General features: G+C 68.1%; 20 protein-coding genes. 10 read left to right on the plus strand and 10 right to left on the minus strand.

What is annotated here, in order from left to right; genetic code table 11:
• The first annotated feature begins 41 nt into the window (after positions 1-41).
• The 3 genes from OHS03_RS23050 (at position 42) to OHS03_RS23060 (ending at position 2,753) form a co-directional block, all read left to right on the plus strand.
• Entirely contained in the window at positions 42-659 is a 618-nt protein-coding gene (locus OHS03_RS23050; RefSeq protein WP_328656947.1) for a DUF8020 domain-containing protein, read from the plus strand.
• Positions 660-798: 139 nt separating this feature from the next.
• A complete protein-coding gene (locus OHS03_RS23055; protein ID WP_328656948.1) occupies positions 799-1,878 on the plus strand; it encodes an NAD(P)/FAD-dependent oxidoreductase in 1,080 nt (359 codons plus the stop codon).
• Positions 1,875-2,753, plus strand: a complete 879-nt coding sequence (locus OHS03_RS23060; protein WP_328656951.1) for an RNA polymerase sigma-70 factor — start codon at positions 1,875-1,877, stop codon at positions 2,751-2,753. Before OHS03_RS23055 ends, OHS03_RS23060 begins: the two co-directional genes overlap by 4 nt.
• Here the strand turns inward: OHS03_RS23060 and OHS03_RS23065 are convergent.
• Complete coding sequence (locus OHS03_RS23065; RefSeq protein WP_328656953.1) at positions 2,728-3,117, minus strand: PPOX class F420-dependent oxidoreductase; 390 nt, start codon at positions 3,115-3,117, stop codon at positions 2,728-2,730. The two genes, OHS03_RS23060 and OHS03_RS23065, sit on opposite strands and share 26 nt — an antisense overlap.
• 123 nt (positions 3,118-3,240) lie before the next feature.
• On the opposite strand from OHS03_RS23065, the gene OHS03_RS23070 reads away from it, so the two are divergent.
• Positions 3,241-3,912: a molybdopterin-dependent oxidoreductase gene (locus tag OHS03_RS23070; protein WP_328656955.1), complete on the plus strand. Its 672-nt coding sequence runs from the start codon at positions 3,241-3,243 to the stop codon at positions 3,910-3,912.
• A 3-nt stretch (positions 3,913-3,915) separates the two neighbouring features.
• Here OHS03_RS23070 and OHS03_RS23075 read toward each other — a convergent pair whose 3' ends face one another.
• Entirely contained in the window at positions 3,916-5,343 is a 1,428-nt protein-coding gene (locus OHS03_RS23075; RefSeq protein WP_328656957.1) for an acyl-CoA synthetase, read from the minus strand.
• 125 nt (positions 5,344-5,468) lie between these two features.
• On the opposite strand from OHS03_RS23075, the gene OHS03_RS23080 reads away from it, so the two are divergent.
• On the plus strand, positions 5,469-6,320 hold the full coding sequence (locus OHS03_RS23080; protein ID WP_328656959.1) for an oxygenase MpaB family protein: 852 nt from the start codon (positions 5,469-5,471) through the stop codon (positions 6,318-6,320).
• Between the two features lie 93 nt (positions 6,321-6,413).
• On the plus strand, positions 6,414-7,124 hold the full coding sequence (locus tag OHS03_RS23085) for a hypothetical protein (protein ID WP_328656961.1): 711 nt from the start codon (positions 6,414-6,416) through the stop codon (positions 7,122-7,124).
• Here the strand turns inward: OHS03_RS23085 and OHS03_RS23090 are convergent, their stop codons facing one another.
• From OHS03_RS23090 to OHS03_RS23105, 4 genes are all read right to left on the minus strand, one after another.
• Positions 7,125-8,738, minus strand: a complete 1,614-nt coding sequence (locus OHS03_RS23090) for a serine/threonine-protein kinase (protein ID WP_328656963.1) — start codon at positions 8,736-8,738, stop codon at positions 7,125-7,127. It abuts the gene before it with no gap.
• A gap of 106 nt (positions 8,739-8,844) precedes the next feature.
• On the minus strand, positions 8,845-9,930 hold the full coding sequence (dapC, locus tag OHS03_RS23095; protein ID WP_328656965.1) for a succinyldiaminopimelate transaminase: 1,086 nt from the start codon (positions 9,928-9,930) through the stop codon (positions 8,845-8,847).
• A gap of 26 nt (positions 9,931-9,956) precedes the next feature.
• Positions 9,957-10,280 (minus strand): ferredoxin, encoded by a 324-nt coding sequence (gene fdxA / locus OHS03_RS23100; protein ID WP_056813450.1) that lies wholly within the window; start codon positions 10,278-10,280, stop codon positions 9,957-9,959.
• 108 nt (positions 10,281-10,388) lie between these two features.
• On the minus strand, positions 10,389-12,989 hold the full coding sequence (locus tag OHS03_RS23105) for a bifunctional FO biosynthesis protein CofGH (protein ID WP_328656966.1): 2,601 nt from the start codon (positions 12,987-12,989) through the stop codon (positions 10,389-10,391).
• Between the two features lie 151 nt (positions 12,990-13,140).
• Here OHS03_RS23105 and OHS03_RS23110 point away from each other — a divergent pair, with 151 nt between their 5' ends.
• The 4 genes from OHS03_RS23110 to OHS03_RS23125 all read left to right on the plus strand — a co-directional run bounded on the left by OHS03_RS23110 (position 13,141) and on the right by OHS03_RS23125 (position 16,676).
• Positions 13,141-13,641, plus strand: coding sequence for a PH domain-containing protein (locus tag OHS03_RS23110; RefSeq protein ID WP_328664372.1), 501 nt, complete (start codon positions 13,141-13,143; stop codon positions 13,639-13,641).
• Positions 13,638-15,296 carry a PH domain-containing protein gene (locus OHS03_RS23115; protein WP_328656969.1) on the plus strand — a complete coding sequence of 553 codons (1,659 nt, stop codon included), beginning with the start codon at positions 13,638-13,640 and terminating at the stop codon, positions 15,294-15,296. Before OHS03_RS23110 ends, OHS03_RS23115 begins: the two co-directional genes overlap by 4 nt.
• A gap of 215 nt (positions 15,297-15,511) precedes the next feature.
• On the plus strand, positions 15,512-16,252 hold the full coding sequence (locus OHS03_RS23120) for a TetR/AcrR family transcriptional regulator (RefSeq protein ID WP_328656971.1): 741 nt from the start codon (positions 15,512-15,514) through the stop codon (positions 16,250-16,252).
• 70 nt (positions 16,253-16,322) lie between these two features.
• Entirely contained in the window at positions 16,323-16,676 is a 354-nt protein-coding gene (locus OHS03_RS23125; protein ID WP_056813463.1) for a DUF1622 domain-containing protein, read from the plus strand.
• Here the strand turns inward: OHS03_RS23125 and OHS03_RS23130 are convergent.
• The 4 genes from OHS03_RS23130 to typA form a co-directional block, all read right to left on the minus strand.
• Positions 16,666-17,085: a hypothetical protein gene (locus OHS03_RS23130; protein ID WP_328656973.1), complete on the minus strand. Its 420-nt coding sequence runs from the start codon at positions 17,083-17,085 to the stop codon at positions 16,666-16,668. The two genes, OHS03_RS23125 and OHS03_RS23130, sit on opposite strands and share 11 nt — an antisense overlap.
• Positions 17,086-17,197: 112 nt before the next feature.
• Positions 17,198-18,079, minus strand: coding sequence for an N-acetyl-1-D-myo-inositol-2-amino-2-deoxy-alpha-D-glucopyranoside deacetylase (mshB, locus tag OHS03_RS23135; RefSeq protein WP_328656975.1), 882 nt, complete (start codon positions 18,077-18,079; stop codon positions 17,198-17,200).
• Positions 18,076-19,797, minus strand: coding sequence for an ABC transporter family substrate-binding protein (locus OHS03_RS23140; RefSeq protein ID WP_328656977.1), 1,722 nt, complete (start codon positions 19,795-19,797; stop codon positions 18,076-18,078). The genes mshB and OHS03_RS23140 overlap by 4 nt, the downstream gene beginning before the upstream one ends.
• Before the next feature lie 226 nt (positions 19,798-20,023).
• A complete protein-coding gene (gene typA / locus OHS03_RS23145; protein WP_235569368.1) occupies positions 20,024-21,925 on the minus strand; it encodes a translational GTPase TypA in 1,902 nt (633 codons plus the stop codon).
• Positions 21,926-21,942 lie beyond the last annotated feature (17 nt).

Raw genomic sequence — 21,942 nt, forward strand, 5'->3', positions numbered from 1 at the left:
CTGCTCCGATCAGGACAGCGAAAAAGCGGAGGGATTCAAGAATGAAGTTCGGAAAGATCACTACTGCTGTTTTCCTGGCGGTCGCCGCGGTGGGGATTACCGCTGCCACTGCCCACGGTGCGCCCGCGGTGGCCACCGAACAGCCCGCTGTAGTGGCTTCGGGGGGCGTGACTTCTGGCGTGACGCACGGAATCAACTACCAGACCACGGTGTCCCCGGCGGACAAGACCGTCACCTGGGCAGTCGACAACGGCAAGTTCGAGGTCGCCGCCGACGGCGCCTCGGTGCTGCTGAAGACCGCCGACGGCGTGACCGTCGACCAGGCGCCACTGCGCTCCGAGGTCGCCGGCCTGCCGATCGCCGTGAACCAACAGATCAGTGAGGACGGCCGCACCGTCAAGCTGACCTCCACCATGGCGCCCGAGGATTCCGCGAAGCTGAGCAACATCGCGGAACTGAAGGACATCAGCTCCTACGACCGGCTCGTCGAGCAGGTCAACAAGAACCTGCCCGGCGTCGTCGTCGGCGGCGTCATCGGCGCGTTCTTCCCGTTCCTGTGGATCGTCACCATCCCGGCCGGAATGGTCATCGGCGGCTACCTGATGGGCGGCCAGGAGTTCCTGGATGCCGTGACCGCGTTCTTCACCGGTCAGCCCTGATCTGACATCACGATAGGGAAAGGCCTCGTACTTCTGCGGAGTACGGGGCCTTTCCGCTGTGGTGGGGATCACCGTCACACACCGGCGTCTGCCCGCATCCCATGGTCGAACACCTCAGTTCCCATGGCAGGAGGCACAGATGGACATCGTGGTTATCGGAGCGGGCTACGCCGGGACTGTCGCGGCGAATCGACTGAACAAGAAGGTTCCCGACGCGCGGATCACTGTGGTCAATCCGCGCGGCGACTTCATCGAGCGGGTGCGGTTGCACGAGCAGATCGCGGGCAGCGGCGTCGCGGCCCGACCGCTCGCCGAGATGCTCAGAAAAGCGATCACGGTCGAGACCGCGAGCGTGGACAAGATCGGCGACGGCACTGTCGCCCTCGACAACGGCCGGAGCCTGACCTTCGACCACGCGATCCTCGCGGCGGGCAGCATCGCGAACCCACTGCCCGGCGCGATCGCGGTCGGTACGTGGGAAGGCGCCGAACAGGCGCGCATCGCGCTCGCGGCGCTGCCCGCCGGCGGGATCGTCACGGTGATCGGTGGTGGGCTGACCGGGATCGAGACCACGGCCGAGATCGCCGAAGCCCGTCCCGACCTGCGTGTACGACTGGTGAGCGACACGGTCGCCGACTGGCTCTCCGCCGGCGCGCAACGGCATATCCGGAACACGCTGGCCCGATTGAACGTGGAGATCGTGTCCGATCGGGTCGCCGAGATCGATGCGACGACCCTGCGCCTGCGTTCGGGCACCGAACTCGATTCCGATCTCACCCTCTGGGCGATCATCTCCGCGGTGCCGGAACTGGCCGCTCGCAGCGGACTCGCGGTGGACATCGACGGCCGCGCCCTGGTCGACGCCGACCTGCGTAGCGTGACCGATCCTCGCGTCTTCGTCGTCGGCGACTGCGCGGCGGTGCCCGGCATGCGCATGTCCTGCGCCACTGCCGCTCCCCAGGGCGCACACGCGGCCGATACGCTGGCCAGGATGAGCAAAGGACGGGAGCCGCGGCCGTTTTCGCTGGGCTACAGCGGGCAGGGAATGAGCCTGGGCAGGCATGACGGGCTGGTGCAGACGACCGACCGCAACGACATCGCCCGGCGGTTGTACCTCGGCGGATCCCTCGCCTCGTTCACCAAGGAACGCATCAGCCGCTATGCCGCCTACGCCTCGCGCACCGGCAACAGCGTGTGGCTCAGCGGTCCGAAACGGTGATCCAGGCCCACGTCGACACCTTCACCGAGAACCGGCGGCTGCTGTTCTCGATCGCCTACGAGATCCTCGGCTCGGTCGTCGACACCGAGGACGTCCTGCACGACAGCTACCTGCGCTGGCGCGAGGTCGACCTCGCGCTGATCGAGAACCCGCGCGCCTACCTCGCGCAGATCGTCACCCGTCAGGCGCTCGGCGTGCTGCGGTCCGCCGCCCGCAGACGTGAGGACTACATCGGCCCGTGGCTGCCCGAACCACTGGCCACCGAGGCGGACGGCGGGGTCGAGCACGTCCTCACCGGCGAGGCGGTGACCACCGCGATGCTGCTCGTGCTGGAAACGCTCACGCCGGTGCAGCGGGCGGTGTTCGTGCTGCGCGAGGTGTTCGCGTTCGATTATCCGGAGATCGCGGCGGCGGTGGACAAATCCGAAGCCGCTGTGCGGCAACTGAACCAGCGCGCCCGCAACCGGGTGCACGCCGCACGCCACACCGCCGTCGCCACTCCCGCCGAGGCCCAGTCGGTGGTCGAGAAGTTCTCGATCGCGGCTGCCACCGGCAATGTGCAAGCACTGATGGACGTGCTCGCTCCCGAGGTGGTGTTCCTCGGTGACGGCGGCGGCGTGGTGAACGCGGTGCGCAGGCCGGTACGCGGCCAGGACAAGGTGGCCAGGCTCGTCATCGGCTTGCTTGCCAAGGGGCAGCGGCTCGGCGTGCTCGGCGCGCACCTGGGCATCTACAACGCGATGCCCACGATCCTGGCGACCGTCGACGGCGTGCTCGACCAGGTGACCTCCATCGAGGTCACCGATGGCCGGGTCACCGCGATCTACTCCATGCGCAACCCCGAAAAGCTCAGTGCTGTGCGGATTCCGGAATGAGGCCGAAGGCGATGATCCGCTCGGGGTGGATCCGGATGAGCGCGTCGGGCTGATCACCGATGTAGGACTCGACGCCGGTCAGCGCCTCGGCGGTGCCCCGGATCTCGAGGCAGCGCACCTGCCACGGCCGCACCGAGGCGATGTCGTCGACGACGAAGGCCACCTGAGCGTTGTCGGCGAGATTGCGGAACTTCTTGGAGGCGGCCATGTTCCAGCCCGCGATGTCGATGGTGCCGAGTTCGGCGTTGTAGCGGAAGCCGACCGGGTTGTTCTGTGGGGTGCCGTCGGGGCGGACGGTCGCCAACCGCCCGAGCTGCTGGGTCGACAGGTACGCGAGGTGTTCCGGTGTCAGCGTTGTGCTCATGCCTCGACGTTAAAACCTCGAGCGCTGTCGAGGTCAAGGGATCGCCGCGCACCGCCTCTCGACCTCGCGCTGTCCGCGCGCTACGCTGCCAGTTATACGGCACCGTATAACTGGAGGTTCGGCATGACACTTCCCCCCGGTCAACGCGCGATCGACGGCTTTCCCCGCTTCGGCACCCACCTGCATCACCCACCGCCGCCGATTCCCGCGAACCCGGTGATCGAGGTCGGTGGTGAGCTGACCCAACCGTTCGCTCTCGCCATGACCGACCTCGCCCAGCTACCGCGAGTGGAGGTGAAGGCCGACTTCCACTGCGTGGCCGGGTGGTCTGCTACCGACCTGCGGTGGGAGGGCATCCCGTTTGCCGCGTTCTTCCACACGCGCGTCGAACCGATTCTCTCGCCGGGCATTTCGATCAGCCATGTCGTTTTCGAAGGTCTCGACGGGTTCCAGTCGATCGCAATGCTCGAGGACGCACTGGCCGATGACGTGCTCATCGCCGATCGGCTCGACGGGCAGCCGCTCACCAGCGATCACGGCGCTCCGATTCGGCTGGTCAGTCCCGGTCAGTACGGGTTCGTCAACACGAAACACCTGTGCCGCATCGAATTCCACACTTCGCAGCCCATCGACCCGGACAAGTGGTCACCGCTGGCGGCACACCGCAGGGCGCGCGTCTGGGAAGAGGAGCGCCATCGCTACCTGCCGGGACGCGTTGTTCGGCCGATCTACCACGCGTTGATCGGACCGATCCGGCGAATGAGCGCTCGCGGGAGCACCGAACGGACCGAGTGAATCTCAGTCCAGCAGCTTCTTCTGCACCTTGCCCATCGCGTTGCGCGGGAGCGCGTCGACGAAGCGGACCTCACGCGGGCGCTTGTGCGCCGAAAGCTGTTCGCCCACATAGGCGGTCAGCTCGACACCGAGCGCGTCGGAACTCCCGTCACGCGCGACGACGAAGGCCACGATCCGCTGCCCGAGATCGTCATCGGGCAGCCCGACCACGGCGACCTCACCGACCGCCGGATGCCCGAGCAGCGCGGTCTCGATCTCCCCCGCACCGATCCGGTAGCCGCCGGATTTGATGAGATCGATCGACTCGCGCCCGACGATCCGATGGAACCCGTCGGCATCGATGACAGCCACGTCACCGGTGCGGAACCAGCCGTCCTCGGTCCAGTCCCGCGCGGTGGCCTCCGGCCGATTCAGGTAGCCGTCGAACAGCATCGGTCCACGAACCTGCAGGCCACCGATACTCACACCGTCATGCGGAACGGGCTCGCCGCCTTCGTCCCGCAGCCTCGTTTCCACCCCTCGCACCGGTGTGCCGACCCAGCCGGGCCTGCGCTCACCGTCGGCCCGGGTGGACAGCGTGATCATGGTTTCGCTCATCCCGTACCGCTCCACCGGTGCCTGCCCGGTGAGTTCGGCCAGCTTCTCGAACACCGGCACCGGCAGCGGCGCACTGCCCGAGACGAGCAGCCGCGCCTTCCCCAATTCCTTGGCCAGTTCAGGCTTCTCGACCACGCGCGACCACACCGTCGGCACGCCGAAGTACAGACTGCCGCCCGCCGCCGCGTATGCCTCGGGCGTCGGCTTGCCGGTGTGGATCACGGGACTACCGACGCGCAGCGGCCCGAGTAGCCCGAGGATCAGCCCGTGCACGTGGAACAGCGGAAGCCCGTGCACCAGTGTGTCTTTCCATGTCCATGCCCACGCCTCGGCCAGCGCGTCGAGCCCGGCGGCGATCGCGCCGCGGCTGAGCATCACGCCCTTGGGCGCCCCGGTGGTTCCCGAGGTGTAGAGGATGAAGGCGATCGCCGCCGGATCGGGTTCGGGATAGGTATGCCACGACCGCGCGTGCAGCCGCACCGGCACCACCGGCAGATCCGTGCTCTCCGGGGCCGGACCCAGCCAGGCCTGCGCACCCGAATCGCGCAGAATGTGCTCGCGCTCGGCGACGCCGGAGTCAGGCGGCACCGGAACCACGGTGACACCGGCGATCAGGCAACCGACCACGGCGATCACGGTGCGCAGGGTCGGTTCGGCCAGCACCGCGACGCGGTCGGCACGAGCGATCCGTTCCGCCACCGATGTCGCCGAACCCAGCAGATCACTGCGCGACACGGTGGCATCATCGATGGTGACGGCGTCGGGAATGTCATCCCCGGCGGCGACGGCGGCCGGATTCAACGAAGCGAGCAGCAGCGGCGGACCATAGGGCATCCGTCAACGCTAACGCGACGAGGTTCCGCGCGTGCCGCCGCCGCTGTCGTTGACACCCCGGTGACATGATGCGAGATTCAACGTATAATTCTCTCACGCTCTCTTCGACGAAAACGGGGTCAACGATGACCATCCAGTCGCGCTCGCGTTCGCAGCAATCCGAACCGGCACAATTCGACATCCGCGACTACGTCGACGGCTCCGCTGCCTTCTACGGCGCGACCGCCAATGTGATCATGCAGCTCAGCCTGGCGCCCGTGGGCCACGGCGTCGCGGAATCGCAGGTCCACAGCGGCAGCATCATGGTGCACCCGATCAAGCGCACCCGAACCACGCTCACCTACCTGTCGGTCGCGCTGATGGGCACCGACGCCGACCGCGCGGCCTACCGCACCGCCGTCAACGGCGCGCACCGCCAGGTCCACTCCACCGCCGACAGCCCCGTGAAGTACAACGCCTTCGACAAGAACCTGCAGCTGTGGGTGGCCGCGTGTCTGTACTGGGGCTCGGTCGACGTGATGGATCGTCTCTACGGCCCCGTCGACGATGTCATCGCCGACACCTTCTACGACTACGCCCATTACCTCGGCACCACCCTCCAGGTGCCCCGCGAGATGTGGCCCGCCGACCGCGCCGCCTTCGATGCCTACTGGTCCGAGCATCTGAAGCTCACCAGCGTCGACGCCACGGTCAAGGCCTACTTCGACGACCTGCTCGACCTGAAGATGCTCCACCCGATCCTGCGCCCACCCTTCGCCCGCTTCCACCGCTGGTTCACCACCGGCCTGCTCCCCCAGCACCTCCGAGACGAACTCGGCCTGTCGTGGAGCCCTGCCGACGAGCGCAAACTCCACCGCCTGATGCGCACCACCGGCAATGTGACGGGCCGCCTGCCGCGCCCCCTCCGCAACTTCCCCTTCAATGTCACCCTCGTCGACATGCGTCGCCGCCACCGGCGCGGCAAGCCGCTGATCTGATCGGTCGTACCGCGCGCCTCCCACGCCGACCTGCGGCGTTCGGGTTTCATTCCCCACGATCGCAACGCCGTCGCGCGGAATCGGAGGACGTTCGTGAGCATTCGAACTGTGACGTGGTGTGCGGCGGCGGTCGCCGTCGGCCTCATGGTGGCCGCGCCCGCCGCCCGCGCCGACGAGGACCCGTCGACGGTGCCGCCGCGAACCGCGATGTCGCTGCGGATGCCGGGCGGATTCGCCTGGGGCACAGCCAACGAGCACGAATCGCGGGCGGCGCTGTCGATGTCCAAGCTCTACATCGCCGATTACGCGCTGCGCCACGGCGACGGCTCGCCGGAGGACCGCGCGCTGTCGGAACGGATGATCCGTGACTCCGACGACGGCGCCGCCACCCGACTCGCCGACAAATATCCGCAAGCGATCGACGCGACCGCGGGCGAATACGGATTGCGCGCGACGCACGGCACCGCAGACTGGGGCCGGTCGAGCACCAGCACCGCCGACATCACCGAATTCCTGGCCGCCAAGCAGCGCACCGACGCCGGTTCGCCGATCTTCGAGTGGATGGCGGGTGCGAGCAATACCGCCGCCGACGGCACTCCCCAGAACTGGGGCACCGCCCAGCTCCCCGGCGTGCAGGGCAGCAAGTGGGGATGGTCGGATGTGGGCGCTCCCGAGGTGGCATCCGCGTCCTTCGGGCCCGGCTTCTCGGTCGCCGCGCACACCTACGGCGCACCGGCCGACCAGTCCGCCGACGTGCTCGACGCCCTGCCCGCGCTGATCCTTCGCCTGGCCGGCGCGTACTGATCAGAAGGGTGCTTGCTGCCACCAGTTGTCGCGGGTCTCCTCGAAGGAGTGACCCGGCCACGACACCTCCACCACCGAGTTCGCGCTGAACACATTGCCGCGCTCCCTGGCCGCGAGCGTGAACGGCGCGGCGGGGTCGCGTGGCCGGTAGGCGGCCAGGCTGGTGTGGTGCAGTTCGCGCGTGCGGTCCTCGGTGGTGTGCCGCAGGAGATAGGCATCGACATCGGCGGCATCCGGGTACTCGGTGTACCAGGCGATGAGTCCGTCGGAATCGGTGCAGCTGATCTGCCGCAGCGGCGCCGGGTCACCCGGCAGCACGACCAGCGACGGGGTCGCCGAACAATTCGCCTCGCGCCAGCCGCGCCCGGTGGGCCCCGACGGGATCAAGTCGGTGAACCCAGATGCCACCGACCCATGTGCGCCCCAGGTAGGCGGCGGTGGAACTCGGTTGGGCCGCAAGAACTTCCAGTAGATCGCTCCGACACCGATGACGCCGACCCCGGCGACCATCGCCAGCACGAGCAGACTCACCGCGAGTGCCCGCCACCGCGACGAAACCGCTTCCCTTCCACCACCATGCACTGTGGCCGGTCGCGGAACGGAGTACGACGGCGAACTCACCAGAGTCGGGTTCAGCGAACTCTCGCCGGAATTCGTCGGCAGGTGTTCACGGCCGAATGACGCCCCAGCCGAAACGGCCGACCTACTCGCCCCACGGGTGGCTTCCCCAGTACGGGGCGAGGGGGAACCGCCTATGCCCTGCGACGCGGAACCCGCACCGACCAAGGCCACTGTCGCCGCGCGCGCGAATTCCTCGCAGCTGTCGAATCTTTCGTCCGGCGCCTTCGCCATCGCCCTGGCTATGACCGTGTCGATTCCGGACGGCAGGTCCCCGACCACCGCGGACGCGCGAGGTACCGGCTTGGTCAGGTGGGCGGCGACCACCGCGCCGGGATTGTCGGCGGGAAAGGGACTTTCGCCGGTGAGCAGAGTGAACAACGTACAGCCGAGCGAGTACTGATCGGAGCGATGATCGACCGGTGCACCCGAGAGTTGTTCAGGGGACGCGTAGGCCAGGGTCGCGAGGAAAGCGCCGGTGCGGGTGAGTTGGCGGGCATCGCCGCGGAGTCGGGCGATGCCGAAGTCGGTGAGCAGCACGCGGTCGCCGGAGCGGCTGGGGCCCAGCAAGATATTGGCGGGCTTCACATCTCGGTGCAGCACGCCGCGATCGTGGGCGTAGTCGAGGGCTTCGGCGGTCTGGGAAACGATGCCGACCGCCCGCGCCGGAGCCAACGGCTCCCCGCGGAACGCCGAGGCGTCGCGGCCGTCGACGTACTGCATGGAGATCCACATCAGACCGTCTTCGATACCGCGATCGAGCACCGACACGATGCCGGGATGATCGAGATGGGCGGACACATCCGCCTCGCGCTCGAACCGGCCGCGTACCTCGTCGTCGGCATACAGTTCGCGATTGAGCAGTTTCAGCGCCACCTGCCGCGGCAGGCGCGGATGCGCCGCGAGATACACCGTGCCCATCCCGCCCCGGCCGAGCAACCGGTCGATCCGATACCCCGCGAAGACCGTGCCGGCGCCGAACCCCACCCCGTGCATCCGTTGTCCCCTCGATCCTGTCCCCTTGTGCTCCACACGATATCGGCAAGTAAGACGGCGCGAACCCCTGGGCAGGTAGCCGCAGGGGTTCGCGCCGAGATCGCGTTCAGGACAGGCGGGCGGCCGCTTCGGCGATACGCTCGTCGGTGGCGGTGAGGGCGATACGCACGTGCTCGGGCGAATGGGGACCGTAGAAATCGCCGGGGGCGGCGAGGATTCCGCGTTCGGCGAGCCAGTCGAGGGTCACGCGGCAGGGTTCGCCGCGGGTGGCCCACAGGTACAGCCCGGCTTCGGAGAAGTCGATGCGGAAACCCGCCTGCAGCAAGGCGTTTCGCAGGATTTCGCGGCGGGCGCGGTAACGCTCGCGCTGCTCGGTCTCGTGCACGTCGTCGCTGAGCGCGGCGGTCATCGCGGCCTGGATCGGGAACGGCATGATCATGCCGGAGTGCTTGCGCACCTCGAGCAGTTCGGCCACCAGTTCCGGGTCACCGGCGATGAAACCGGCGCGGTAGCTGGCCAGGTTCGAGGTCTTCGACAGGGAGTGGATGGCCAGCAGACCGGTGTGGTCGCCGTCGCAGACGCGCGGGTCGAGGATCGATACGGCCTCGCCCTCCCAGGTCAGGCCCAGGTAGCACTCGTCGGAGGCGACGATCGCGCCGCGCTCGCGAGCGAACGCCACCACCTTGCGCAGGTGCTCGACGGGCAGCACCTTGCCGGTGGGGTTCGAGGGTGAGTTCACGAAGATCAGCGCCGGGTTCTGCGGGCCGATCTGGGTGAGACCGTCTGCGCGCCAAGGCTTCGCGCCCGCCAGCAGCACGCCGACCTCGTAGGTCGGGTAGGCGATCTCGGGGATCACCACCAGATCGGCGGAGCCGATGCCGAGCAGCCGAGGCAGCCCGGCGATGAGCTCCTTCGTGCCGAGCACCGGCAGCACCGCCGCAGGGTCGACGCCGGTGACGCCGAACCTGCGCGCGAACGCCGCGACGACGGCGGAGCGAAGCTCAGGGGTGCCGTGCGTGGTCGGATAGCCGGGAACAGCCGCCACCGAACCCAGTGCCGCCCGGATCAGCGGATCGACCGGGTCCACCGGTGTCCCCACGGACAGGTCGACGAGTCCACCCGGATGGGTGGACGCCTTCTGCTTGACCGCCGCGATGGTGTCCCACGGGAAATCAGGCAGCAGGCTGCTCACACGCCCACGGGTGGGCGCCCCTGTGCTCACTCTTCGGCCATCGGGGGCAGCGCCTTGATGAAGGCGGGGTCGAAGTCGACCACACCGACCTTGGTCGCGCCACCGGGGGATCCCAGTTCGTTGAAGAAGTCGACGTTGGCGTTGATGTAACCGCTCCACTGGTCCGGAGTGTCGTCCTCGTAGAAAATCGCTTCCACGGGGCAGACCGGCTCACACGCACCACAGTCCACGCACTCGTCGGGTTGGATGTAGAGCATGCGACCGCCCTCGTAGATGCAATCCACGGGGCATTCCTCGATGCACGCCTTGTCCTTCACGTCAACGCACGGTTCAGCGATGATGTACGGCACTGCCGTTCTCCTAGTCTGTCCTCACCTGCGGGGTTACTCCGCCCACGAAACCCTATCCCGACCGCCCACATTACTCCCAGGTCAGCCTGCCCTAACTCACTCTGGCAATCATCCGATAGCCAAAGGCAGTGGTGTCGGTTTGGCTTCCACCTGTCCGTAGGTGGTGGTGCGTTCGCGGACCGGACGGTCGATGCCCGCCGCGATCTCGGTCAGCTCGGCGACGGTTTTCGCCGAGCCGTGCTGGGAGCCGGCCATCCGGGAGATGGTCTCCTCCATCAAGGTGCCACCCAGATCGTTGGCGCCGCCGGTGAGCATGGCCTGAGTACCGAGGGTACCCAGTTTCACCCAGCTGGTCTGAATGTTGTGGATGCGGCCGTGCAGCATGATCCGGGCCAGGGCGTGGACCGCGCGGTTGTCCCGGTTGGTCGGACCAGGCCGGGCAGCACCGGCGAGGTACAGCGGCGCACTCTGGTGGACGAACGGCAGCGGGACGAACTCGGTGAAGCCGCCGGTCTCGTCCTGGATGCCGCGCAGCACCCGCAGGTGGCCGACCCAGTGCTTCGGGTTGTCCACATGGCCGTACATCATCGTCGAGCTGGAGGGGATGCCCAGTTTGTGGGCGGTGGTGATGACCTCGATCCAAGCGGAGGTGGGGAGTTTGCCCTTGGTGAGCACCCAGCGGACCTCGTCGTCGAGGATTTCGGCGGCCGTTCCGGGGATCGAGCCCAATCCGGCCTCCTTCAGCGCCGACAGCCAGTCGTGGATGCTCTGGCCGCCACGGGAGGCGCCGTTGACGATCTCCATCGGACTGAACGCGTGGACATGCATCGACGGGACGCGAGCCTTGATGGCGCGGACCAGATCTGCGTAGCCGGTGACGGGGAGCTCGGGGTCGATGCCGCCCTGCATGCAGATCTCAGAGGCTCCGTCGACGTGGGCCTCCCACGCGCGATCGGCGACCTCGTCGGTGCTGAGCGTGAAGGCGTCGGCATCGCCCTTGCGCTGGGCGAAGGCGCAGAAGCGGCAACCGGTGTAGCAGATATTGGTGAAGTTGATATTGCGGTTGACGACGTAGGTGACCTCATCACCGGAGACCTCGCGGCGCAGCGAATCGGCCAGTGCCGCAACGGCTTCCATATTGGCGCCGTCGGCCGTCGCCAGTGCGAGGTACTGGTCGTCGGTGAGCCCCGCCGGGTCCTTCTCGGCCGCGCGCAGGGCATCGAGTACCTCGGAATCGAGGCGCTCCGGCGCCACGACGGCCAGGTCGCGAGCGTGTTCGCGGATCGTCTCCCAGTCGCCGAACGCGCCGACGACTTCCTGGCCGAGCCCGGAATCGCTGCGACTGTCGGTATTGCGGCCCTCGGTGTCGATGGCGGTGTTCAGGTCGACACGGCCGACCGAATCCCACGACTCGTCCGGCTCCTGCCACGGCAGGCCGACCGGCAGCACATCGGGCCTGGCCAGCCCGGTCGCGGGGTCGGTGAGCGCGTCGACATGCGCGCCGATCCGCGGGTCGATCCACGGGTGTCCCGCGCGCACGTATTTCGGGTGCGCGGAGGTGCGTTCGACGAGGGTGAACCCGGCCGCCTCGGTGATCTCGCGCAGAGTGTCCAGGTTCGGCCACGGCCGTTCGGGGTTCACGTGGTCGACCGTCACCGGCGACACCCCGCCCCAGTCGTCGATGCCCGCGTCGATCAAGGCCAGGCAATCGCTGTGCGACACCAGGTTCGGCGGCGCCTGTACCGGAACATCGGGTCCGAGCAGCAATCTCGTCACCGCCACGGTGGCCAGGAACTCCGCCACGCCCGCGTCGGGGACGTCGCGCATGGCGGTGTCGTCCTTGGCCCGGAAGTTCTGCACGATCACTTCCTGGATGTGACCGAACTCCCTGTGCTGCTTGCGAATCGCCATGATCGACTCGGCGCGCTCGGTGAGATTCTCGCCGATGCCGACCAGGATGCCGGTGGTGTAGGGCACCGAGAGCCTGCCCGCGTCGGTGATCGAGCGCAGCCGGACCGCGGGATCCTTGTCGGGGCTGCCGTAATGGCACTCGCCCTTGTCGGTGAACAGCCTGGTGGCGGTGGTCTCGAGCATCATGCCCATGGACTGGGCCACGGGCTTGAGGCGGGAGATCTCGTTCCAGCTCATCACCCCGGGGTTCAGGTGCGGCAGCAGGCCGGTCTCCTCGAGCACGAGGATGGAGACGGCGCGCAGGTAGTCGAGGGTGGAGTCGTAGCCGCGTTCGTCGAGCCACTGCGCCGCCTCCGGCCAGCGGTCCTCCGGCCGGTCGCCCAGGGTGAACAGCGCTTCCTTGCACCCCAGCGCGGCGCCCTGGCGGGCGATCTCGAGGACCTCGTCGGGTTCGAGGAACATGCCCTTGCCCTCGGCGCGCAGCTTGCCGGGCACGGTGACGAACGTGCAGTAGTGACACTTGTCCCGGCACAGCTTGGTGAGGGGGATGAACACATTGCGCGAATAGCTGATCGTGCGTGGGCGACCCGCCGATTCGAGCCCGGCATCGCGGACCCTGGCGGCGCTCGCGCACAGGTCGACGAGGTCGTCGCCGGTGGCATGCAGCAGGACGGTGGCCTCGTCGACGTTCAACGTGACGCCGTCGCGGGCTCGGCGCAGGGCCCGTCGCATAGCGGTGGGACTCGGCGGCGACATCGGAACGCTCGGCTTCGGAAGGTCGGTCACCCCGTCGATCATGCGCTACTTCTTCCCCGGACGTGTGGTCGGTGAGGTCACGGGCCCGTGGCGGGCGCGGCGTGGTCGTCCTTGTCCGACGACAACCTCCCCCGTGACCGCGCGTATTCCCGACGGGGTGAACTCGTCGCACGCGCATGGAACCATGGGCAGCATGTCGCTGCCACGCTCCACCATCCTGGCCGAACCGGCCTGGCGTCCGAGTTCCGAGGCCAAGCTGCTGTGGGCGTTGGAGAACGCGATCGGGGTGGTGGTGCTGTTCGTGGTACTCGTGGTGTGGGCGGTGTTGGACGAGGACCATCGTGGCTGGCAGGTGCTGGCCGGGCTGGCGACCGTGGCGCTCGCGGTGGTGGCCGTTGTGGTGATTCCGGTGTGGCGATACGCGGTGCATCGCTGGGAGGTCACCGATGACGCCGTGTACACGCGGGTGGGGTGGCTGGCTCAGGAATCGCGGGTCGCGCCGATCTCGCGGGTACAGACCGTCGATACCGAGCGTGGGCCGCTGGAACGGATCCTCGGGCTGGCGACTGTCACCGTCACCACCGCGTCGTCGGCGGGCGCGGTGAAGATCAGCGCGCTCGACCTGCCGGTCGCCGAGGAGACGGTGCTGCGGCTGACCGCCATCGCCGCACAGCACCGCGGCGACGCGACATGACCGCACCCGCGCGCACCGAGACCGACTGGCAGCGCCTCGATCCGCGCATGCTGCTGGTGTATCCGGTCAACGAGGTCATGAAATACATTCCGGTGCTGCTCGGTTCGATCATCGTCGGCACCACCAGCGGCAATCCGCTGTGGAGTTTGATTCCGGTCACGCTCGTCGCGGCGTTCGGCATCGCGCGGTGGTTCACCACCGCGTATCGGATCGATGCCGATCACGTGCAGTTGCGCAGCGGAATCGTGCAGCGCCGCACGCTGTCGGTGCCTCGCTCGCGCATTCGATCGGTGGATGTGGAAGCCGATCTGCTGCACCGGGTGCTCGGGCTGGCGGTACTGGCCATCGGAACCGGCAAGCAGACCGACAAGGGCGAGGAATTCAAGCTCGACGCGCTCGACACCAGTCAGATCCCGGCGTTGCGGGCCGAATTACTCGCGCACACCGGTCGACAGACACCCGGGCACAGCGAGGCCGCCGGGGCGCCGCATGTTTCGCACCACGATGCCCTCACCGACTCCGGGGTGGAGATCGGGCACTGGCAGGCGGCGTGGGTGCGGTACGCACCGTTGTCGTTGACCGGGCTGGCCGTCGTCGCGCCGATCGCGGGAATCGGCGCGCAGTACGGACTCATCGACGTGCTGTCGAAAAGTGCTGTCGTGCAAGATCTCGACGACGACACCGCGATGATCGTCGTCATCGTCATCACCGGGTTGACCCTGCTGACGGTGCTGCTGGTGAGCCTGGCCGGGTGCGCCCACTACCTCGCCACCTGGTTCGGCCTGCGTGTGCTCGACAACGGCGCCACTCTGCACCTGCGCCACGGCCTGTTCACCACTCGCCAGATCACCCTGGACCTGGCCCGCTTCCGCGGCGCCACGCTCAACGAACCGCTCCTGCTGCGCGCCGCCGACGCCGCTCAGCTCGAAATGATCATGACCGGTGAGAACCCCCGGCAGAAGATCCTTCCCCAGGCCCCACGCGCCGCCGTCGAACGCACCCTCGACGAACTACTCCGCACCCGCCGACACCCGCACGCCGACGCGTCGACCGCCCAGGAACCGGACTCGGCCTTGGCAGCCCGCGACGACAGCGAACGCCCGGTCGCGACCTCCCTCGACAAAGTCTCTTCGACAGCCGTACTCACGGATTCGCCCGCACCGCAACCGATCACCGGTTCCGCCCTCGGCACCGTCGAGCTACGACGGCACGGAGCCGCCGCACATCGTCGCCGCTACACCCGCGCCGCGTGGCCCGTCGGCATCGTCGCCGTCGTCCTGCTCGCCATCACGCTCGCGGGTGGGCATCCACCGGTGTGGACCTGGCCCTTCCCGGTGGTGCTCGCCGTCGTCATGGCCCTGCTCGCCGAGGACCGCTACCGCGGCTTGGGCCACCGCGTGCTCCCCGGCACCACCGGCCCGACCTGGCTGATCACCCGCAGCGGCAGCCTCGATCGCAATCGGGACTGTCTCGAAGCTCCCGGCATCATCGGATGGACTGTGCGGCAGTCCTTCTGGCAGCGCCGCGCGGGACTCGCCACTGTCGTCGCGGCCACCGCGGCGGGCAAGAAGTCCTACTCGGTGGTCGACATCCCGATCGTTCAGGCCGCCGACCTGATCGAGGCAGTGACCCCGGGCCGACTCGGTAAACGCTGAAATGGCCGGGCGCCCTTGGACTCCCGGCCATTCCGCGTCGACAGCCTAGGCGTTCACCGGCTCCTTCGCCAATTCGGATTCGCCCACAGGCGTTTTTAAGCCCGGCGACGAGCTTTTCCGCGCTCTCCGCACATTGTGCGGTCACGCCGAACAGTGTTCAACCGGGGACTATGCTGTGCCGATCGGCGAAGTCGGAGAACCCGAGGAGGCAGCGGATGGAGAGCACCGGCTCGACGGAGATCACCTCGGTGTGGACCAGGCCCGCGCGCGAACGGCGCGACGAACCCACACTGACCCGCGACCAGATCGTCGCCGAGGCCATCGCCCTGCTCGACGCCGACGGCTTCGACGCGTTGAGCATGCGCAAGCTCGGTGCCCGCCTCGGCGCGGGTGCGACCTCGCTGTACACCCACGTGGCGAACAAGGACGAACTGCTCGAACTCGTCGTCGACCAGGTCATCGGTGAGGTGCCGACACCGACGCCCGATCCCGAGCGCTGGCGAGCGGTGATGCACGAGCAGGCCGACGGCCTGCGCGCGACGATCCTGGCCCATCCGTGGATCACCGTGGTGCTGAGCAGCGCGGCGCTGACCTATCTCGGGCCCAACATGATGCGGCTGACCGACTCGATGGTCGCCATCGTGGAAGCCGGGGGCTTCGACGACGAGGTGGTCGATATCGCGACCGACGCGATCTTCCAGTTCGTTGTCGGCTCGTGCGGCAACGAGGCCGCGATGACGATGACGATCGCGCGCAGCGGCCTGTCGACCCAGCAGTGGGTGGACCGGGTGATGGTGGCGAGCGAGGCCGCGTCGCAGCAGTATCCGCGCCTGCACCGGCGCTATGTCGAGCAGCGCCCGCAGGTCGTCGAGGAGTCCGCCGACGGGGTGCTCAGCCGGTTCACCCAGGCCATCGACCTGATCCTGGACGGCGCGCAGACCCGCCACGCCCGATAGCGGCGCAGGCGACGCCGACACGGCGTAGCGTTCGGTTCGATCGCCGTGCCGTTGACGCTAGGGGTGATTCGTGCAGTTCACCGAGGTTATCGAGACCGCGGGCCAGGTGCTCGACGGGGCCGGGGTCGCGGCCATCGTCATCGGCGGGTTCATCGGCACGGTCCGGTTCCTGCGGCAGTTGGCAGAGCACAAGGAGTTCGAGCGCGCCTACAACACCTATCGGCGCGGGCTCGGCCGGGCGATCCTGCTCGGACTGGAATTCCTGGTGGCGGCCGACATCATCCGCACGGTAGCCATCTCACCGACGTTCACCAGCGTCGGCGTGCTCGCGTTGATCGTGCTGGTGCGGACGTTCCTCAGCTACTCGCTCGAACTCGAACTGACCGGGCAATGGCCGTGGCAGCGGCCGAAATCTACCGAATGACGTTCGAGCGGTAGTACAGGTAGCCCGCGGGGGCGAGCACACCGCAGGCGAACAACAGCAGGGTGCGCCAGTCGCTGCCGAGCATGATGTCGCCGCCGGGCCCGCGCGAGGCGCAGACCAGAAACCCGAAGACCCACACCACGATCGGGGCGAAGGTGAAGCCGACCCGGTCGGTCACCGATTCCATGCCGTAGACCAGGGCGATGTTGATCGGTGCGGCGAGCAAAGCCACCACCGGAAAGGCGAACGAGCCGATATAGGTGGGCAGGAACAGCACTTCGACGGCCAGGGTGATCAGCGCGTCGAGGAACAGCAGCACGACGATGAGTCCCGCGATCAACGGATCCGCTACGCCGGGAAGGCGCGAGGACCGCAGCACGGCGGTGGGCTGATCGCGATCGGTCACCATGGGCCCGAGTCTATTCGGCCGCACCCGCCCGCCGTGTCGCGCGCGCCCTGGAGAATCGCCGATCGGTCAGCAGACAACCGCGACCGGCGATGGCGATCGTGTGGCCAGCCGCTCAATCGAGACCGGCGAACAGGTCGTGTTCGAATCCATCGGCGCCCACCTCGCCGCGAGTGCCGCGTACCAAAGTGAAGTGCTCTTCGGGCAGTACCGGCAGCGCGATGTTGTTCGACAGAGCGAATTCCCGGCCGCTCGGCGCGACGGTGACCTGGGTGGCGTGTGCGCGCATGGCGGCGCGCTTGGCCGAGACCACATCGGAGACGTCGACGACGGTGCTCACCCCGCTCGTCGACATGGCGGCGAGCTCGGCCTCGACCGGCAGACGCCAGCCCGCGGGCAGCGCGCCCGGCAGCTCGTCGACGGTGCGGCGGGCCAGCGCGGCGGTGTGCTGGCGCAGCAGGTCGGCGTCGGTGACGGTCCAGTAGAACTTGGGGACATCCCAGCCCTGCTCGGCGGCCGCCGCGACGGCCGCGGTGGTGATCTCGTGCGCGCGGATGTGGTCGGGATGGCCGTAGCCGCCGCGCGGATCGTAGGTGACCACCACGCGCGGCCGCAGTTCGAGGATCACCGCGACGAGTTCGTCGACTGCGGCGTCACCGGAATGCACGAAGGCCCGCGGGTTCGCCGCCGACGGCGTACCGGCCATGCCGGAATCGCGCCAGCGACCGGGGCCGCCGAGGAACCGCGGCTCGGTCACGCCGAGAGCCGACAGCGCGGCGGTGAGCTCGCCGATGCGGTAACCGCCGAGCTGGTCGGCTTCAGTGGCGATCAAGCGAGACCACTGGTCGCCGATGACCTCACCCTCCTCGCCGAGCGTGCAGGTCACCACGGTCACCGGGACGCCCCGCCTGCGGTAGTGCGCGATCGTGCCACCCGTAGTGAGGGTTTCGTCATCAGGATGTGCGTGGACCAGCAGCAGTCCGCCGGTATCGGTCATGGGATCCTCCGCCACTGTGCCGTATCACCGAAGATGCCGACCTGGATCGCGCCCGACAGCGACACACCGTCGACGCGCGGACCGGCCGCCGCGACGACGTTGTCCTGCACGATCGGCAGCACGGTCGACAGTTCCCAGAGCCGAGGCTCGGATTCGGCCAGGATGCGCGGCACATCGAACCCGCGCAGGGCTTCGTCGATCGAGGGCTGCAGGGCGGGGTCGCACACCCCGCCGATATTGCTCGGCGCCTGGCGATAGGCCTCCGCCGCGGCCAGCGCGGGACCTTCGGCGCCTGCCGGTACGACCGGCGGGCAGCCGTAGCGCGAGGCCAGCGCGGTGGCCGGGTCGCCGCCTGCCAGCTCCCAGCCGACGATGGCGTCGATCGAGGATTCGGTGAGGTCCTTGCCGTACAGCTCGTCGGCGGGCAGGCCGCGCACGGTGGCATCGATTCCGGCACTGCGCAATTGGTCGGCGGCGGTATTGGCGACAGCCAGCGCCGACGCGTCCTCGGTGACCGCGCCGATCCGCACCGACAGCCCCTTGCCGTTGCGCGCCACCGAGCGCGGGCGCGGCGCGGGCGAGGTGGGCGAACCGGTCTGCGGCGTCTCCGGCGCACGGCCGTAACCGGCCTCGGCCAGCAGCGCGAACGCTTCCTCGGCGGTCATCCGCGGCGGCGCGGTGGGCACGTAGCCGGGGCTCGACGGCGAAAGTACTTGTGCGCGTGCGGGTTCCACCCAGCCGCCGGTCTGCGCGCCGACGGTCGCCAACAGGGCGGGGTCGAGCAGCGCGAGCACCGCCTTGCGGACCCGGACATCGGCGAGGTCACCGGAGCGGCCGTTGAGCGCGAGTTGCATTTCACGGGCCTGCGGCATGATCGTGGTGCGCACCGACGGGATCGCGGCCAGTTGCGCCTGGGTCGCCACGCCGCCGTGCACGAGCGCCATCTGCGCGTCTCCGGTGCGCAGCGATTCGGCCAGCTGCGAGGGCGTGCCGCCACGACGGAACTGGATCTGATCCGGCGAAGCCGGGGTGCCCCAGAAACGGTCGTTGCGTTCGAGCAGGATCTCGTCGCGCCCGCGATCGACCGATTTGATGGTGAAATTGCCGCCCGAGACCGGAATCTTGTCGACCAGGCCGCTGGTGAACCCACCCGGGGAGTCCTTCACCAGGTGCGAGGGCAGCAGGTTCGAGAACAGTTCACGCCAGGCGGGATACGGCTGCGCCATGGTCACCGTGACCGTTTTGCCGCCACCCGAGGACGCCACATCCGAGATGAGCCGGTAGCCGGCCGGATCGACCACGCCGGGCTGGCTGATCATCTGCTGCCAGAGGAATCGGAAGTCCTCGGCCGCGATCGGCGCACCGTCGGACCAATTGGCCTGGTTGCGCAGGGTGTAGGTGATGGTGAACGGCTCCTGCGCTGTCACATCGGCCGACACGATCAGCGAGGTATCGGGCACCCACTCGACCAGACCCGGATGCACGGGACTCGGCGCGGCACGGAACGGGCTCGGCAGCACCATCGAACTCACCGCGCTGGTCACCGGCGACTGATCCGAGCGCAGATGCGGATTGAACCCGATCCCGATGTCGTCGATCGCGACGACCACGGTGTTCTTACCCGGCTTGACCTGGGTGGTCTTGGGAGAGTCGGACGACTCGATCGGCGGTGGCGGATTCGCCGTGCAACCGGCCACGACCGCCGTCGAGGCGATCATCGCCAGCACTATCGCACGCCACCCTGCGTGCCGCCCCGAACTCACCTTGCGCACTCTACCTCCATCTAATAGCGGCTGGCGCCGCGGGTTTCGGCCCTCGTAACCTCGGTCTTCCCTCCCTCCGGGCACTCCTTCGTCGCACCCTCCGGTCAGTCCAGACCGAGGCGGGCCGAAACCAAGAATGGGGCGGTGCCGAAGCACCGCCCCATTCTCGTTACGCCTTAGTTCAGTTCGCGGCGGCCTTGTCGCGAGCCTTGCGACGCGACAGGTCGCGGGCCCGCTCGTTGGCGCCGAGGACGAGCTTGCGCACGCGAACCACCTCGGGGGTGACCTCCACGCACTCGTCTTCGGTGCAGAACTCCATCGCCAGCTCGAGATCGAGCTGCAACGGCTTGGCCATGGTCTCGAAGGTGTCCGCGTTGGCGCTGCGCATGTTGGTCAGCTTCTTCTCGCGGGTCACGTTGATATCGAGATCCTCGGCGCGCGGGTTGATACCCACGACCATGCCCTCGTAGGTGTCGGCGCCCGGCTCGACGAAGAACTGACCACGGTCGGCCAGCTGGATCATCGCGAACGGGGTGACGGTGCCCGCGCGGTCGGAGACCAGCGAACCGGTGTGGCGGGCGCGGATCTCACCGGCCCACGGCGCGTAACCGTGGGCGACGGCGTTGGCGATGCCGGTGCCGCGGGTTTCGGTGAGGAACACGGTGCGGAAGCCGATCAGGCCACGCGAGGGGACGATGAACTCCATGCGCACCCAGCCGGCGGCGTGGTTGCTCATCTGCACCATCTTGCCCTTACGAGCGGCCAGCAGCTGAGTGATCGCGCCGAGGTACTCGTCGGGGCAGTCGATGGTCAGCTCTTCGAACGGCTCGTGGGTCTTGCCGTCGACCTGCCTGGTGACCACCTGCGGCTTGCCGACGGTCAGCTCGAAGCCCTCACGACGCATCTGCTCGACCAGGATGGCCAGCGCCAGCTCACCACGACCCTGCACCTCCCAGGCGTCGGGACGGCCGATGTCGAGCACGCGCAGCGACACGTTGCCGATGAGCTCGGCATCAAGGCGCGACTTGAGCATGCGGGCGGTGAGCTTGTGGCCCTGCACCCGGCCGACCAGGGGCGAGGTGTTGGTGCCGATGACCACCGAGATGGCGGGCTCGTCGACGGTGATGCGCGGCAGCGCGATCGGGTTCTCCGGATCGGCGAGGGTGTCGCCGATCATGATGTCGGGGATACCGGCGATGGCGACGATGTCGCCCGCCTCGGCGACCTCGCCGGGCTGACGCTCCACACCGATCGTCTGCAGCAGCTCGGTGATCTTGACCGTCTTGGCGCCGTCGGCGTTGATCCAGGTGACGTTCTGACCCTTGCGCAGCTCACCGGCGTAGATGCGGACCAGGGCCAGACGACCGAGGAATGCCGACGCGTCGAGGTTGGTGACGTGGGCCTGCAGCGGCGCGTCCTTGTTGCTCTTCGGTGCCGGGATGTAGTCCATCAGCACCTCGAACAGGGCGTCGAGGTTCTCGGCGTCGGGAGCGGAACCGTTTTCCGGCTCCACCTTCGAGGCCTTGCCCTCACGGCCCGAGGCATAGAGGACCGGCAGGTCGAGCGCCAGCTCGGCGGCTTCGGCGGCCTCGTCGTCGAGGTCGGAGGCCAGGTCGAGCAGCAAGTCGTGCGACTCGGAGACGACCTCGGCGATGCGGGCGTCGGGACGGTCGGTCTTGTTCACGACCAGGATGACCGGCAGCTTGGCCGCGAGGGCCTTGCGCAGTACGAAACGGGTCTGGGGCAGCGGGCCCTCGGACGCGTCGACGAGCAGCACGACACCGTCGACCATGGACAGGCCGCGTTCGACCTCGCCACCGAAGTCGGCGTGGCCGGGGGTGTCGATCACGTTGATGACGGTGAGAGAACCGTCGGGGTTATGGCGATGGACGGCGGTGTTCTTCGCGAGAATGGTGATGCCCTTCTCGCGCTCGAGATCACCGGAGTCCATGACGCGGTCGACCAGTTCGGCTCGCTCAGCGAACGCGCCCGACTGACGAAGCATGGCGTCAACCAGCGTCGTCTTGCCGTGGTCGACGTGGGCCACGATGGCGACGTTGCGAAAATCGCGTGAAGACGACACGCCTGGATCCTCCTGCT

It is taken from the genome of Nocardia salmonicida (assembly GCF_036142455.1).
In the GTDB taxonomy this organism is placed as follows: domain Bacteria; phylum Actinomycetota; class Actinomycetes; order Mycobacteriales; family Mycobacteriaceae; genus Nocardia; species Nocardia salmonicida.